This window comes from Iodobacter sp. BJB302 (assembly GCF_002735645.1).
In the GTDB taxonomy this organism is placed as follows: Bacteria; Pseudomonadota; Gammaproteobacteria; order Burkholderiales; family Chitinibacteraceae; genus Iodobacter.
In genome coordinates, this window is sequence record NZ_PDZG01000040.1 from 1 (window position 1) to 15072 (window position 15072).

A 15072-nucleotide genomic window follows, 5' to 3' on the forward strand; every position below is an offset into this window, starting at 1 on the left:
AAGCGTCGCCAGTTTGAGGTGGTGCAATCGACAAAAAGCACTTTGCGACAAGCCGCTCTCCCGCCACTGAGCCACGCGCAGTAGCCACTCCCCGCGCCGCGTCTGCAAATCCCCCATAAATCCTCCTTGATAAAAACCTCAGCATGACGAAAAAAGGAAAGGGCGTTTAGATGGGAGGGCTAGGCGCTTACGTTCCACAGAGAAAACCTAAGCTCTGTTTTGAATTTCCTCTGTGAAACTCTGTGCTCTCTGTGCCCTCTGTGGTTCAAGATTTAGCAAGAGATAAACTTCAACGGCCAAACTTAATATTTTCTTTTTGGGGACTCTGTGCCTACATATTTTTTTAATTCACCGCACTCCAAAGCTGCGGCTTGCTGGCCACGTATTCCAATACTCGTTTTACTGCTGCAGTCACCGCGCGCGGGCTGATGGTGGCGCCGGCCATGTAATCAAAACCACCGCCGTCTTTTTTAACTTTCCATGCCGCTGCATTTTGGGCGGTCAGCTCTTTGCCTTTAAATTGCTCTATCCAAGACGATTTAGCCGCATCGATATAGTCCCCTAAGCCCGGTGTTTCTTTATGCGCCACAACCCGCACGCCCAGCACCTGGCCATCAATATCCACGCCCACCAGCAATTTGATCTTGCCTGCATAGCCATCTGGTGCAGTGGCTTCAAATACGGCAGCGACGGTTTTACCGGCTTTTTTTGCCAGATAAAAAGAGCTATCGCCATCGTTACCCAAAGCTTTGCCATCCGCTGCCGACAAGGCGTGGGCGTCTTTCAGCAGATTGTTATCAAAGCTTTTGGCGGGCAACACCTGGGCAATCAGCGCCACTTTGGCTTTTTCTTCATTAAACAAGACTTTCTTGCGGGCCAGCTGATAAGTGCCTGCCATTAAGGCCGTAAACACCACCGCAAACAAAAACAGCGTCGCCGCACCTCGCACCCCATTGGCAAACATGGTTTTCATTTAATTCTCCAAAATATCTACAAGCGCAACCCAAATCTTGAAACACTTAACTCTTACAGACCACTAACACAGCGAAAATTATAAAACCCACACATTGAACCACGGAGGAAAAGGAGAACACGGAGTTTCACGGAGAAAAACAAATCATATTCATAACAGTCAGTTTCATTAAAGAAACTCGCCGTTTAAACACAGAAGGAATGCAATTGGCATTAACTCTTGTGTTAACTCAAGGAATCGATTTTCTCCGTGCTCTCCGTGGTTCAAGATTTGGGTTTGTTTATTTCGCTTTACGCCCAAAGACTGGGGGTTGGGTGTATTGGTCGATAAAGGGCGTAGCGATATTCATGATCAATACTGCAAACGCCACACCATCCGGATAAGCACCAAACACACGGATCATATAAGTCAGCACGCCCGCCAAAGCGGCAAAAATCAGCCTGCCGCGTGGTGTGGTTGGCGCGGTAACAGGGTCGCTCACAATAAAAAATGCCCCCAAGATGGCCGCGCCGCTAAACAGATGAAACCAGGGCGGGCTGTAATGGGCGGGGTCCACCCCGTAAAACAATGTGGCGGTCAGCATAAATGCGCCGAGAAAACCCACCGGAATTTGCCATGGGATCAGCTTAGACCAGAGCAAATACAGCCCCCCCAGCAAAAATCCCGCCGCGGCCCATTCGCTGCCGACCCCTGCTACCGCACCAAAAATAGGCTGCTGAAAAATATCGCTTAAAGCATGTTGCTGAAGGAGCGCCGTTTTAACCGTATCGAGCGGTGTAGCCGAAGCCATGGCGTCAAAAGCCTGTGGCAGCTGGCCGCTAAAAATGGTGAAGATCTGAGCCAAGCTGTCCAGATGCGGCATATCCAGCGGCAAAGGTGCTGCCCAGCGCGACATTTGCGCGGGGAAAGACACGATCATCACCGCAAAACCCACCATGGCCGGGTTAAACGGATTCTGCCCCAGGCCGCCATAGAGATGCTTGGCTAAGCAAATGGCAATTAAAGTGGCCAGCACCACCATCCACCAAGGGGCGAGAGGCGGCATAGAAAGCGCCAGCAAAACCGCAGTCACCGCTGCCGAGCCATCGCTGATAAATGGTTTAACCGGATAGTTACGCAGCTTTAAACAAGCCGCCTCGGCCAGCAAAGCTGTGCCAAGAGCCAGCGTAATTTGCACCAGCACGCCCACGCCAAAAGCCCAGGTCAGCGCAATAATCCCCGGCAACAAAGCCGCCGCCACTTTAAGCATGACAACTTGCAGCGGCGTCGGTTTAATAAAAAACGGCGATGTGTTCATTTGATTCCAAAAAAGTAAAAACTCAGGTACGCCAGAAAAACCTAAAATCTGTAGACACGGAGAACACAGAGTTTAAAAACAGAACACGGAGAAATCATAAGTAGAAAACTAGCGTTTGTTCGCACCTTATAGCTCTGAAAATATTCAAAGCACAAAAAGATTTTTAACAAATGCTTTTCTCCGTGAAACTCCGTGTTCTCTGTGCCCTCCGTGTTTCAAGACGTGGGTTTTATTCGCATCACACCTGCTAATAAGGCAAATCATCCGCATCGATGCCGATAAAATCGGGCTCCGGGTCCTGGCTGAACTGTACGGCCTTAATTTCTGCCATGCCCAGCATTAAGGCTTTAGCCACCCGGTGCATGCCGTCCATTACCCTGCCGTTTTGCGACAAAATAATAGGGAAGCGCAGATCGGTTTCATTGATTAATTTGGCGTGCTCAGAAATAGCCCGGCAAGTGGGCGCGGCTCCGCCCTCATCAAACCAATAGCTCTGATCTAACTCAGCAATCTGCTCCAGCGGCACGCTGATCTCGGCAAACTTTACGCTCAGCTTAATCAGCCGGTGCACGTCCCAGGCCTTTAAGCCCTGCTCTGATGAGCGTAAATGATATTGCTTTCGCATTGCCTCAAGATCATTCATCTTTCGCCGCCTTAGCTGCTTTTGCCGCCATCGCTGCATCAATACGCGCCTGGCGCTCTGCGGCCAGTGCTGCTTTTTCCTCAGGGCTCATTGCGGCAAGCCGGGCTTTTTCTGCATCTCTTTTGGCCATAGCGGCCCGAATTTTGACGGCTTTTTCTTCGTCCAGAGAAGGCGCTGGCACTTCTGCAGGCACAGCGCTTTCTGCTTTTCTTAATGCAGCAGCGGCTTTGGCTTCGGCGATTTCGGCTTGCTTGGCCGCTTCCCACGCACTGCGCTCTTCCGGGCTCATCGCGGCAATACGGGCACGCTCTTCCCGCCGCTTATCCAGGATTTCTTTGGTGCGGTCAGTTTTATCCAGGCTGCTGGCAGGCAGGGTTTGTGATGGTGCCACAGGCTGCGCTTCGCTGCGCACCGCCGGTGCAGCGGCTTCGGCCTCGGCTTTTTTCGCGGCTGCTCTGGCCATTGCAGCGGCAATTTTGGCTTTTTTCTCAGCCGCTAATTGCTCGGCCTGATCCGCTTCTGGTGTAGCTGTACTGTCACTTACAGGCGCTTCGCTGGCCACCGCGGCCTTAGCCATCGCCGCTTTAATTTTGGCTGCGCGGATGGCGGCGTCTTCCGGATCATCTGATTCCACCGCTTGCGCTAGTTTTTGTGTCGCTTTAGCGGCCAAGCGTTCGGCTTTTTCTTGTTTCTCGCGCTCAGCCCTGAACTCTCTGAATTCGAAACGCTCGCGCGCTAAATCAGCGGCCTGTTTGGTTTTTTCAGCGGCCCAAATTTCAGATTTTGCAAAGCGGTAGTAATCCACGAGGCGGATATTACTGGGGCAAACATAGGCGCAAGCGCCGCATTCGATGCAATCAAACAGATTGCGCTCCTGCGCTTTACCAAAGTTTTTGCTTTTAGCAAACCAGAATAAATCCATAGGCTGCAGTTCGGCAGGGCAGGCTTCGGCGCATTTGCTGCAACGAATACAGGGCATTTCGCGCGGTGGCGCGGGGAAATCTGCAGGCGTTTTGGCGATTACACAATTGCCCGCCTTGCTCAGCCCCACGGCTAAAGACGGCAGCTCAAAGCCCATCATCGGGCCGCCATAGATATAACCGCTGCTGCCTTTATCTCCCGCAGCTTTTAATAGCTCTGCCAGCGGCGTACCAATCAGCGCCTCGTAATTGCCTGGGCGCTCTACATTGCCGGTAATCGTTACCACACGGCGAATCACCGGCTCGGCATGGGCCAGCGCGCAGTAAATACTGTGGATGGTAGCCACGTTAAAGCACTGCACGCCCAAGTCTGTAGAGCGCATGCCGCTTGGCACTTCGATATTGCACAATAACTTGATTAACTGTTTAGCACCTCCCGATGGATAAAGCGTAGGCACTTGCACCACTTCAATAGCTGCAACAGCCTGGCTGCGGCTGGCTTTAATCGCGTCCCGCAGCGCTGCTGCAGCTTCAGGTTTATTGTCTTCAATACCAATCAACACCTGCTTCGCATTGAGCAAAGACTGCACCATCAAAATACCGGCGATGATTTCGGCAGCGCGCTCCTGCATCAGCCTGTCATCACAAGTGATATACGGCTCGCACTCTGCGCCATTAATAATCAGGGTATCGAGTGGCTTTTTTCCATCTAAATTGCTGCTTAATTTAAGATGCGATGGAAACACCGCGCCGCCCAGACCCACCACGCCCATATCGCGCAAGTAAGTGCGCACCGCATTGGGCTCTGCATTGCGCCAGTCAAACAGCGGGCGCTCCTGCCACTGATCCTGGCCATCGGGGATCAGCACAATGCAGTTATCGCTTAAGCCCGAAGGATGGGCCACCGGCTGCAACTCTATCGCTTCAATCCGCCCCGAAGTCGGCGCGTGTAAAGCGGCCGAGATCATGCCGTCTGCCGCAGCAATCAGCTGGCCCTTAGCGACTTGTTCCCCGGCTTTAACCACGGGCTTGGCGGCGCTGCCTATGCTTTGTTGCAGGGATAAAATCAGCCGTGCAGGTAGTGCTGCTGTTCTGATCGGATAATGGCTGGATTCGGCTTTATGTTCGGGCGGATGTACACCGCCGTGAAAGGTGATGATTTGCCTGGTCATGAGCCACTCGGATGTTTCATAAATTCGCACGATGATCGCGCAGGAATTTGTTCGTAATGGGGATTTTGTGAAGGAGCGGCGTAGTGATTCATACGCCCGACTGAGTAAAACGCCCCAGTACGCACAAAGGACAAGTGAGGACGGGTGACCATTTATGAAGCATCCGAGTGTAACTTAATGGGGATAACAGGATAGCGCCAGCGCCAGTTATTCACTGTGGTACCAAGCGGAACAATATCAATGCAATCCACCGGACAAGGCGCTACGCATAGCTCACAACCTGTGCATTCAGCCGCAATCACGGTATGCAGCTGCTTGGCCGCACCCACAATGGCATCCACAGGGCAGGCCTGAATACAGAGCGTACAACCGATGCAAACGGCTTCATCAATCAGCGCTACGGATTTGGGTTTTTCTACGCCATTCTCTGCATTAAGCGGCTTAAATTCTTTGCCCAGCAAATCGGCCAGTTTACGAATGCCATCCTCACCCCCTGGCGGGCAGCAGTTGATATCGGCTTCTTCATTGGCAATCGCCGTGGCATAGGGCTTACAGCCAGGGAAACCACACTGGCCACACTGAGTTTGCGGCAGGATGGCGTCGATCTTATCCACCAGCGGATCTTCATCCACCTTGAACTTGATCGCAGCAAAGCCCAGCACCGCACCCAGCACCAAAGCAAGAACAGCCATTAACAAAATGGCCAGTAAAAAAGACATAGCTTTCCTAATAATGATTACAGATCACAAACCCAAATCTTGAACCACGGAGGACACAGAGAACACGGAGGAAACCTAGGAATGAATGGTGTGATAATAAACAAAGGATCTCCCGAAGAAGGCGTAGATTGAAAAACAAATCCATTCCCATGTAATACCTTCATCAGGTCTTGATATCGTATTGGTTTTCTCCGTGTAACTCTGTGTCCTCCGTGCTCTCCGTGGTTAAAGATTTGGGTTTTACCGGACCAAGCCAGCAAACCCCATAAACGCTAAGCTCATCAGCCCTGCGGTGATAAAAGCCACCGGTGTGCCTTTAAAGAATTCAGGGATATCCGCGCCTTCCAGCCTTTCGCGCATGGCGGCAAACAGGATCAGCACCAAACTAAAACCCACTGCCGAGCCAAAGCCAAATAATAGCGATTCGACAAAATTATATTTTTGCGCAGAGCTGATCAAAGGCACGCCCAATACCGCGCAATTGGTGGTGATCAGCGGCAGATAAATGCCCAGCGCCTGATACAACACAGGGCTGGCTTTATGAATAAACATTTCAGTAAATTGCACAATCGCGGCAATCACCACAATAAAAGCCAGCGTGCGCAGGTATTCCAGCTGCCAGAAGATCAGGATCTGATCGATCATCCACGAGGTGCCTGAGGCCAGCGTCAGCACAAAAGCCGTGGCAAGGCCCATGCCGATCGATGCTTCCAGCTTTTTAGACACGCCCATAAACGGACATAAGCCCAAAATACGCACCAGCACCGCATTATTAACCAGCACCGCGCCCAAAAGCAGCAGCAGGTAGTGTTGAAAATCCATGATTTAAAATCCTTCCGCAGAGCGGGTGAAAATCCAATCTGCTTAAGTACACACGCCATTGGAGCGGCTATCCGCCCCAGATCGCTTAAAAAACGCTTTCGCAGCAGGTACCACGGGTGCAAAAAATCCGGCTTTTTTACTTAAATAGGCAGGATGATGGATAAACCGCAGTAAAGCTTTCTGATCAGGCGGGCTTCCAGCAGTGGCTTTTTCCCGCCTGCCAATTTATGGCAGCTTCAAAGCCCTCACCATTTACGCTTTTAATTCATCAAGCCGTAAGAGCCGCAATCGCCTCGACACAATCACTGACCATCTGCGGGCCTTCGTAAATCAGGCCGCTGTACACTTGCACGAGGCTGGCACCCGCACGGATTTTCTCAGCCGCGTGCTCGCCCTTGAAAATCCCACCCACACCAATAATAGGCAAAGCACCATCCAGTGCCTCAGCCAGATCACGGATCACCTTGGTTGATTTGGCCCTGACCGGCGAGCCCGACAAACCGCCCGCTTCATTGCCGTGTTTTAAGTGCTCTACACCCACCCTGGATAAGGTGGTGTTGCTGGCAATCACGGCATCAATGCCGCTGGCCACGAGGCGCTCGGCAATATCCTGCACCTGATTGCTGTCTAAATCGGGCGCTATTTTGAGGGCAAGGGGTACATAGCGGCCATGACGGTCCGCAAGTTCTGTTTGCTTTTGCTTTAAAGCCTTCAGTAACCGCCCCAATTCATCCGCGCCTTGCAGCTGGCGCAAGTTTTTTGTATTCGGGCTGGAGATATTAACCGTGACATAGCTGGCGTGTTCGTACACTTTATCCAGGCAGATAAGATAATCATCAGCCGCACTCTCAATCGGAGTGTCGAAGTTTTTACCAATATTGATGCCCAGAATGCCTTGATAATTACTGTTTTTAACGTTCTCGATCAGCTTATCCACGCCATCATTATTAAAACCCATACGGTTAATAATGCCCTCGGCTTCTGGCAGACGAAACAGGCGTGGCTTGGGATTGCCCGGCTGCGGGCGTGGTGTGACGGTTCCGATCTCCAGGAAACCAAAGCCCAGCTCAGCCATCGCATCGATATGATCGCCATTTTTATCTAAGCCTGCGGCCAGACCAACAGGATTAGGGAAGTCCAGCCCCATCACAGACACAGGGCATTCAGGCACCGCAGGCGTAAACGTGCGCAAAAATCCCAGGCTGTGTAAGGCATGCAAGCCGGTGAATGCTGCAGCGTGCGCTTTTTCGGCGTCGAGCAAAAAAAGAAAAGGTTTAGCTAACTGATAAGACATGAGGCAGGAAATCCGGCAATTGATAGGCAAAACTGCACTAAAGGCGCTGCTGGCTTCCCTTTTCCAATGTGCAATCACACAGGGGAAAAGGGTTACACAGATAAGACTAAATGCTCAATCAACCCTTGCGGTTGACGCAAGCATCAAAAGTGTTTTGCATCAGGGTAGCCACAGTCATCAGGCCCACGCCACCCGGCACAGGAGTAATCCATGCGGCCTTTTCTTTGGCCACATCAAATTCAACATCACCACAGAGCTTGCCATTTTCTAAGCGGTTAATACCCACGTCGATCACAATCGCGCCCGCCTTAATCCAGTCCCCCTTCACAAAATTAGGGATGCCTACGCCGGCCACCACAATATCTGCACCGCGAACTTTGCTTTCTAAGTCTTGCGTTTTGCTATGACAGACCGTGACGGTAGCGCGCGCCAGCAACAGCTCTAAAGCCTGCGGGCGACCTACGATATTAGATGCGCCCACAATGACAGCGTCTTTACCAACGATATCAATACCGGTGCGCTCTAATAAAGTCATCACGCCACGAGGGGTGCACGGGCGCAGCAAAGGCATTTTTAAAGCGAGGCGGCCAATATTATAAGGATGGAAGCCATCCACATCTTTTACCGGATCAATCAGCTCGATCACTTTCTCTGCATTGATATGTTTAGGTAAAGGCAGTTGCACCAGGATACCGTCGATCTCATCATCCTGATTAAACTTGGCCACAAGAGCCAGCAAATCTGCTTCTGAAGTCTCTGCTGGCAAATCGATATCAATAGAGCGAATACCTGCATTAGCACACTGACGCTTCTTATTACCTACATAAACCTGGGATGCAGGATCTGCCCCAACCAAAATTACGGCAAGTGCAGGAGCACGCAAGCCACTTGCCACACGGGCATCTACTTTGGCACGAACATCACTAACAATTTCGGCCGAAATGATTTTTCCGTCGAGAATTTGGGCTGTCATGGGTAAAACTCCTGCTGTAACGATCGCAAAAAACGCATTTTCTCATGCAAAAGCCTCCAGCCCAAACATTTCCTGCATATTTTTCAAACTAAGCCTCATTGAACCAAGTAAGAAATATCAAAAAATTTAGTCTAGAATTAAAATATTTTTCCAGGCAAAAATCATCTTAAAAAACAATAAGTAGCGTAAGAAAAACCCCCGTTAACCCATGATTTTTTCCCCACCATCATGAAAAAAGATCGCGAAGGTGCTTGACGCAAAAAAATCCTCACAGTATATTGCGTCCTCTGTTCGGGGCGTAGCGCAGCCCGGTAGCGCATCTGCTTTGGGAGCAGAGGGTCGTGAGTTCGAATCCCACCGCCCCGACCAGAACTTATCCTTATGCGATAAGTTGTTTTAAAGTAAAATCTTATCCACCCAGATAAGAAGATTTATAGTACGGTTGTACAGTGTGCCCGTAGCTCAACTGGATAGAGCAACGGCCTTCTAAGCCGTAGGTTACAGGTTCGATTCCTGTCGGGTGCGCCAAGTGTGTGATCGACTATTAAAACGAACCAAATTTTTTGTTTCAGACTTGTAGTATTTTTAAGTCTTAAACGCACCGCTCAGCGGTGGCTGTAGCTCAGTTGGTAGAGTCCAGGATTGTGATTCCTGTTGTCGTGGGTTCGAGCCCCATCAGCCACCCCAGTAAGAAAGCAAAAAGCCCATCCGCAAGGTTGGGCTTTTTGCTTTGCTGGTTATTAACCAGATAATAAACTTAGGCTGCTGCTTTGCGACGACGGGCAGCGCCTAATAATCCTAACAAGCCCATTCCCATCAGTGCATAGGTTTCTGGCTCCGGCACCGGGGTCACGGTATCTACCCCGCTTAAGTGCACGCTCCACTCTTTTCCTCTGTTCAGACCATTTGCCGGCTGATCCCAATCTTCAAGCCGAATCGGCGCCTGGCCATCAAATAAAAAGCCATTGCTTAGCAACGGGCCAATTGCAGAATTATTATATGTTGCAATTGTAAACAGATAATCACCCGCGCCCAGACTTGTAAATTTCAAGCCAGAGTCGTAGCGGGTTTGCCCGGCTGCAATGCTGCCATCATCATCATTCTGTTCCAGCAACTTCCATTCCTGACCTAACTTTTTCCAAACAGCAGTGATTGGATCAAAATTCACACCATTACGAAACGAATCGGTCCAGACTTTTACGTCTGTATTCGTCTGATTCAGGGTAAACCCGAGCTTTACAACATCTTTGTGGAAATTAATGGTGCCATTGAAGTCAAACACAGCAGCATGTGAAGCAGAAGAAACAAGTAAAACTGCAAGCGTTAGTTTTTTTATCATGTAAAAGCCCTCATAAATATTTTTTCAGAGAATAAACGCTACCACAGACAAGTTAAAACCATAGATTTTTAAGAATAAGAAGACATTAATATAAGCATTTCAGCATTCAATAAATTGGGGGCATTTGTGTCCTTCCGAAGTTTATTTTTTTACCAATCCGCAACAAAATTGCTTTTTTAATAGTAAAAAATAATAAATATTCATATTTAAAATAACCATCAGTTCATTTCCTCAAATTAAAAATGATATGTCTTTGTTGCATATACGCTCACAGGCTTAAAACTGATTCCTTTCTTAAGCAGCTGGTATTCCAACTTTGACTGACATAACATCGCTCTCATTCAAAGATTCGGACCCCCATATCGTGAAGCCACTGACCGGCCTTTTTTCTTTGCTTATTTCTGCATCGCTTTGGGCCGCGCCACCCAAATTGCCTTTTTATCAGCTCAATGCCAGCCAGCTGGCAGTGGTGGTGAATCGTAACGATACGCTCTCTGCCGAGATTGCCCGTTATTACGTTCAAAAACATGGTTTAAAAGCGGAGCAGATTATTGAAATCAGCCTGCCGATTGATCGCACCTGGGTCAGTGAAGGTGAATTTGCAGTGGCTAAGGCTGAGCTGGATGCAGCGCTGCCCGCGCATATTCAGGCACTGGCGCTCGCATGGGCCAGGCCTTATCGGGTCAATTGCCTTGGGATGACCTATGTCTTTACGCTGGGATATAAAGAGGGGCTTTGCCAGGAAAGTGGCAAGCCTACGCCTGCCTCTCCTTACTTTAACCACGCCAGTACCCTGCCTTTCAGTGATCTGGGGATACGGCCCAGTATGATGCTAGCGGCCAATAATCTGGCAGAGGCAAAAAAGTTGATTGACCGGGGCAATGAGGCATGGGGGAATTTCCCACGGGGCACTGCTTATTATTTAACAACCAGCGATACAACGCGCAGCGCCAGAGCGCCCTTATTCCCCAAAAACCAAACCCTGCAGCACCCGCCAGTCAGAATAGAAAATCTGCCCAGTGATGCCCTTAGTAATAAAAAAGATGTACTGATTTATCAAACAGGGCTGGCAAAGGTTGATAAGCTGGAAACCCTGCAATTTTTACCCGGCGCACTGGCCGATCACCTGACTTCTTATGGCGGCATGCTGACCGACAGCGGCCAGATGAGCAGCTTAAAATGGCTGGAAGCCGGCGCTACCGCCAGCTACGGCACAGTAAGCGAGCCTTATTCGTATCCGCAAAAATTCCCTCACCCGCAGGTTTTGCTCTTTCACTATCTGGCCGGAGCCTCTGCCGTTGAGGCCTATTGGAAAAGTGTGGAATGGCCTGCTCAGGGCGTATTTATTGGTGACCCGCTGGCCGCGCCGTTTCGCAGCCTTAGCCCGCGCAAGCAATAAATCCCCATAGTAAGGTCACGCTACTCACCCCAACCTTAAGCCACGGAGAAAAACACAAACAAGTTTTTCTCCGAGGAACTCCGTGTTCTCTGTGGACTTGCGGTTTCAAAAACAGGTTTTGCACAGGGATGGCGCTTCCGCTGTGGCGTATTCGTTTACAGCGCCATGCAAAGTCAAAAGCCTTATAATCGGACAGCGATTCTTTGAGGCTTTATCTATATGCATACCTTTTACTGGCACGATTACGAAACCTTTGGCATCAACCCGCGCCGTGATCGCCCTTCGCAATTTGCCGGCATTCGCACCGATGCAGCGTTAAATGAAATCGGCAAGCCACTCAATATTTTCTGCAAACCCGCCTCCGACTACCTGCCCGACCCGGAAGCCTGCCTGCTGACCGGCATTACGCCGCAGCATTGCTTAGAAAATGGCATGGATGAATTTGAATTTGCCGCCCGTATTGAGGCGGAGCTGGCCACGCCCGAAACCGTGTCTTTGGGCTACAACACCATTCGTTTTGACGATGAAGTCACACGCTTTATGTTCTGGCGTAATCTGATCGAGCCCTACTCGCGTGAATGGCAAAATGATTGCAGCCGCTGGGATTTACTCGATGTGGTACGCACCACCTATGCGCTGCGCCCTGAAGGAATCATCTGGCCCACACACGACGATGGCCGCCCTTCCTTCAAATTAGAACACCTCACCCAAGCCAACGGCATCAGCCACGAAGCGGCTCATGATGCGCTGTCTGATGTACGCGCCACCATCGCTCTGGCACGGCTGATCCGTGAGAAACAACCCAAACTATTCGACTTTTGCTTTTCACTTCGTAAAAAAGACAAGGTGCTGGAGCAAATCGGCCTGCCTAACAGCAAGCCATTTCTGCATATCAGCGGCATGTTTTCTGCCGAGCGTGGCTGCATTGCGCTGGTCTGGCCTCTCGCCATGCACCCCAGCAATAAAAACGAAATCATAGTCTGGGATTTAGCCTTTGATCCAAGCGAGATTTTCACTTTAGATGCGGAAACCATACGCCTGCGCATGTTCAGCAAAACGGCTGATTTGCCCGAGGGTGTCACCCGCCTGCCGGTTAAAAGCATTCATATTAATAAGTCCCCGATTGTGATCGGCAACCTCAAAACCTTAAGCAGCGAGCGGGCAGCCCACTGGAATATCGATGTAGAGCAGGCCTTAGCCCACGCCCAAATCGCCGAAAGCGCTCCCGATATGAGCGCAATCTGGCAGCAGGTATTTACCAGCGAGCATGCCCAAGCCGATGTGGATGAAGATTTATACGGCGGGTTTATCGGCAATAACGATAAGCGCCTGCTGGCCAAACTCCGCCACTTCAGCCCTGAAGAGCTGGCAAAAGAGCGGGTGAGCTTTGAAGACCGCCGCCTTGAAGAAGTGTTTTTTCGCTACCGCGCCAGAAACTTCCCGCACAGCCTTAGCCCTGCCGAATTGCGCCGCTGGGAGCAGCATCGAGCGGCCAGATTATTTGACGGCGCAGGCGGTGCGCGTACCTTAGAGGCCTTTGGCGATGCAATTGATACGCTATCGGAAAACGTCAATGAGCAGCAGGCTGAAATTCTTTCTGCGCTCTTTGATTACGCCGAAAGCATTATGCCGGACGAGGAATAAGCCACGGGAGGTTGTTGGACCGGCATAATGAAAACCATACGCAGGTGCAACAACACGAGGCAGCCGGTGAGGCCGCAAACACCGCAGCCTGCCTGCAAAATATGGCGCAGGATATGCAAAGCATTGTCTCCCGCTACCGGCAGGATGAGGTGATCATCTGAGCGTTCTGCAGAGCAGCGATAAAACTGAGGCCAGCGTACATTCCCGCAGCGTTCTGGCTTAAAATAGGTTTTTTGCTTCCAGCCGAAACCCATCCGATGAAAATCGCCCTTGCCCAGCTCAACTCCATCGTCGGCGATCTTGCCGGCAACACGACCAAAATCTTTGCGGCCGCCGCCGAGGCAAAGGCCAAAGGCGCTGATATTTTGCTCACGCCAGAGCTGGCATTAAGCGGCTATCCACCGGAAGACCTGCTGCTGCGCCCGGCCTTTTTAGCCGAGTGCGCCCAGTGTGTTGGCCGCTTTATTGACGAGCTGGACGGCATTACGCTGGTGCTGGGCTATCCGCGCGCCAGTGGCGACGAGCGTTTTAACAGCGCCATCGTGATTCGGGATGGCAATGTATTAGGCCGCTACGACAAATTGCTGCTGCCTAATGATCAGGTATTTGATGAAGTACGTTATTTCTCACCCGGCTATTCGCCCTTTGTATTCGAACAGGATGGCGTGCAAATTGGCTTAGCCATTTGTGAAGATATCTGGGATGTAGAGCCTGCCTCAGCCGCAGATGACGAAGGCGCTGAATTATTACTGATACTGAATGCATCTCCGTACAACCAGGCCAAGCAATCCACCCGCCGCGAAGTAGTCGGCCAGCGTGTGGACGAAACAGGCATGGCGATGGTGTATTGCAATATGGTGGGCGGGCAGGATGAGCTGATTTTCGACGGCCAGTCTTTTGCCCTGAATAAATCAGGCGAACTGGTTGCACAGCTACCCGCATTCAGCGGGCAAGTGGCAATCGTTGAATATCAAAAAGGTGATCTGCAAACCGCTGAAATTACCCCGGATTTAAGCGATGAAGCCAGCGCCTATCAGGCCCTTGTTTTGGGCGTACAAGACTATATCGGCAAAAACCGCTTTCCTGGCGTGCTGCTTGGCTTATCTGGCGGCATTGATTCTGCACTCACGCTCGCCATTGCTGTGGATGCCTTAGGTGCAGATAAGGTGCATGCGGTCATGATGCCCTCCCGCTACACCGCGGATATCAGCGTGAATGACTCGCGCGAGATGATTAAAATCCTGGGCTGCAAGTATTCAGAGATCGAAATCTGGCCGATCTACAAAGCCTTTATGAACGGCCTTTCTGCTGAATTTGAAGGCCTGGCAGCGGATACCACCGAAGAAAACCTGCAAGCCCGCGCACGTGGCACACTCCTGATGGCGCTTTCAAACAAATCAGGCAAGCTGGTGCTCACCACGGGCAATAAATCCGAAATGACCACCGGTTACGCTACGCTCTATGGCGATATGGCGGGTGGCTTTGCCGTGCTGAAAGACGTGGCAAAAACACTGGTTTACCAGTTATCCAGCTGGCGCAATACGCAAGGCGTAGTGATTCCGGAACGCATTATCACCCGCCCGCCATCAGCGGAACTTCGCCCGGATCAAACCGATCAGGATTCATTACCTGCTTATGAAGTTCTGGACGCGATTTTGCAAGCCTATGTGGAAGAAAACCTGAGCCGTGCCGACATTATTGCCAAAGGCTTTGCTAAGGCGGATGTGGATCGCGTGGTGCATTTACTCACCATCAATGAATACAAGCGCCGTCAGGCTCCGGTAGGCCCGCGTATTACCCACCGCGCTTTCGGCAAAGACTGGCGCATGCCGATTACCAATCGCTTTTCGATGTAGCTTTTGGTGAGCAGGGAGCGG

13 protein-coding genes and 3 tRNA genes are annotated in these 15072 nt (G+C 50.8%); 7 read left to right on the forward strand and 9 right to left on the reverse strand.

Annotated features, from left to right (window positions below):
* Positions 1–343: 343 nt before the first annotated feature.
* From rsxG to folD, 8 genes are all read right to left on the reverse strand, one after another.
* Positions 344–973 carry an electron transport complex subunit RsxG gene (rsxG, locus tag CSQ88_RS13460; protein WP_099398615.1) on the reverse strand — a complete coding sequence of 210 codons (630 nt, stop codon included), beginning with the start codon at positions 971–973 and terminating at the stop codon, positions 344–346.
* 280 nt (positions 974–1253) lie between these two features.
* Complete coding sequence (locus tag CSQ88_RS13465) at positions 1254–2270, reverse strand: RnfABCDGE type electron transport complex subunit D (protein WP_099398616.1); 1017 nt, start codon at positions 2268–2270, stop codon at positions 1254–1256.
* A 247-nt stretch (positions 2271–2517) separates the two neighbouring features.
* A complete protein-coding gene (locus CSQ88_RS13470; RefSeq protein WP_218963087.1) occupies positions 2518–2913 on the reverse strand; it encodes a hypothetical protein in 396 nt (131 codons plus the stop codon).
* Positions 2906–5005: an electron transport complex subunit RsxC gene (gene rsxC / locus CSQ88_RS13475; protein ID WP_099398617.1), complete on the reverse strand. Its 2100-nt coding sequence runs from the start codon at positions 5003–5005 to the stop codon at positions 2906–2908. Before rsxC ends, CSQ88_RS13470 begins: the two co-directional genes overlap by 8 nt.
* 152 nt (positions 5006–5157) lie before the next feature.
* A complete protein-coding gene (rsxB, locus tag CSQ88_RS13480) occupies positions 5158–5724 on the reverse strand; it encodes an electron transport complex subunit RsxB (RefSeq protein ID WP_099398618.1) in 567 nt (188 codons plus the stop codon).
* A gap of 240 nt (positions 5725–5964) precedes the next feature.
* Entirely contained in the window at positions 5965–6546 is a 582-nt protein-coding gene (gene rsxA, locus CSQ88_RS13485; RefSeq protein WP_046351388.1) for an electron transport complex subunit RsxA, read from the reverse strand.
* A gap of 268 nt (positions 6547–6814) precedes the next feature.
* Positions 6815–7840, reverse strand: a complete 1026-nt coding sequence (locus tag CSQ88_RS13490) for a quinone-dependent dihydroorotate dehydrogenase (RefSeq protein WP_099398619.1) — start codon at positions 7838–7840, stop codon at positions 6815–6817.
* 118 nt (positions 7841–7958) lie between these two features.
* Positions 7959–8813, reverse strand: coding sequence for a bifunctional methylenetetrahydrofolate dehydrogenase/methenyltetrahydrofolate cyclohydrolase FolD (gene folD / locus CSQ88_RS13495; protein ID WP_099398620.1), 855 nt, complete (start codon positions 8811–8813; stop codon positions 7959–7961).
* A 292-nt stretch (positions 8814–9105) separates the two neighbouring features.
* On the opposite strand from folD, the gene CSQ88_RS13500 reads away from it, so the two are divergent.
* The 3 genes from CSQ88_RS13500 to CSQ88_RS13510 all read left to right on the forward strand — a co-directional run bounded on the left by CSQ88_RS13500 (position 9106) and on the right by CSQ88_RS13510 (position 9500).
* Positions 9106–9182: transfer RNA gene (locus CSQ88_RS13500), tRNA-Pro, on the forward strand.
* 82 nt (positions 9183–9264) lie between these two features.
* Positions 9265–9341, forward strand: a tRNA-Arg gene (locus tag CSQ88_RS13505).
* A gap of 83 nt (positions 9342–9424) precedes the next feature.
* Positions 9425–9500 (forward strand) — tRNA-His (locus CSQ88_RS13510).
* 70 nt (positions 9501–9570) lie between these two features.
* Here CSQ88_RS13510 and CSQ88_RS23415 read toward each other — a convergent pair.
* Complete coding sequence (locus tag CSQ88_RS23415) at positions 9571–10152, reverse strand: DVUA0089 family protein (protein WP_099398621.1); 582 nt, start codon at positions 10150–10152, stop codon at positions 9571–9573.
* 364 nt (positions 10153–10516) lie between these two features.
* Between CSQ88_RS23415 and CSQ88_RS13520 the strand changes: the two genes are divergently transcribed.
* The 4 genes from CSQ88_RS13520 (at position 10517) to CSQ88_RS13530 (ending at position 15051) form a co-directional block, all read left to right on the forward strand.
* Complete coding sequence (locus CSQ88_RS13520; RefSeq protein ID WP_218963088.1) at positions 10517–11551, forward strand: TIGR03790 family protein; 1035 nt, start codon at positions 10517–10519, stop codon at positions 11549–11551.
* 219 nt (positions 11552–11770) lie between these two features.
* Positions 11771–13195, forward strand: a complete 1425-nt coding sequence (sbcB, locus tag CSQ88_RS13525; protein WP_099398622.1) for an exodeoxyribonuclease I — start codon at positions 11771–11773, stop codon at positions 13193–13195.
* 14 nt (positions 13196–13209) lie between these two features.
* The gene (locus CSQ88_RS23010) at positions 13210–13356 is read left to right on the forward strand and encodes a hypothetical protein (protein ID WP_180273655.1); all 147 of its coding nucleotides are present in this window, start codon (positions 13210–13212) and stop codon (positions 13354–13356) included.
* A 96-nt stretch (positions 13357–13452) separates the two neighbouring features.
* Positions 13453–15051: an NAD+ synthase gene (locus tag CSQ88_RS13530; protein ID WP_099398623.1), complete on the forward strand. Its 1599-nt coding sequence runs from the start codon at positions 13453–13455 to the stop codon at positions 15049–15051.
* The last annotated feature ends 21 nt before the right edge of the window (positions 15052–15072 follow it).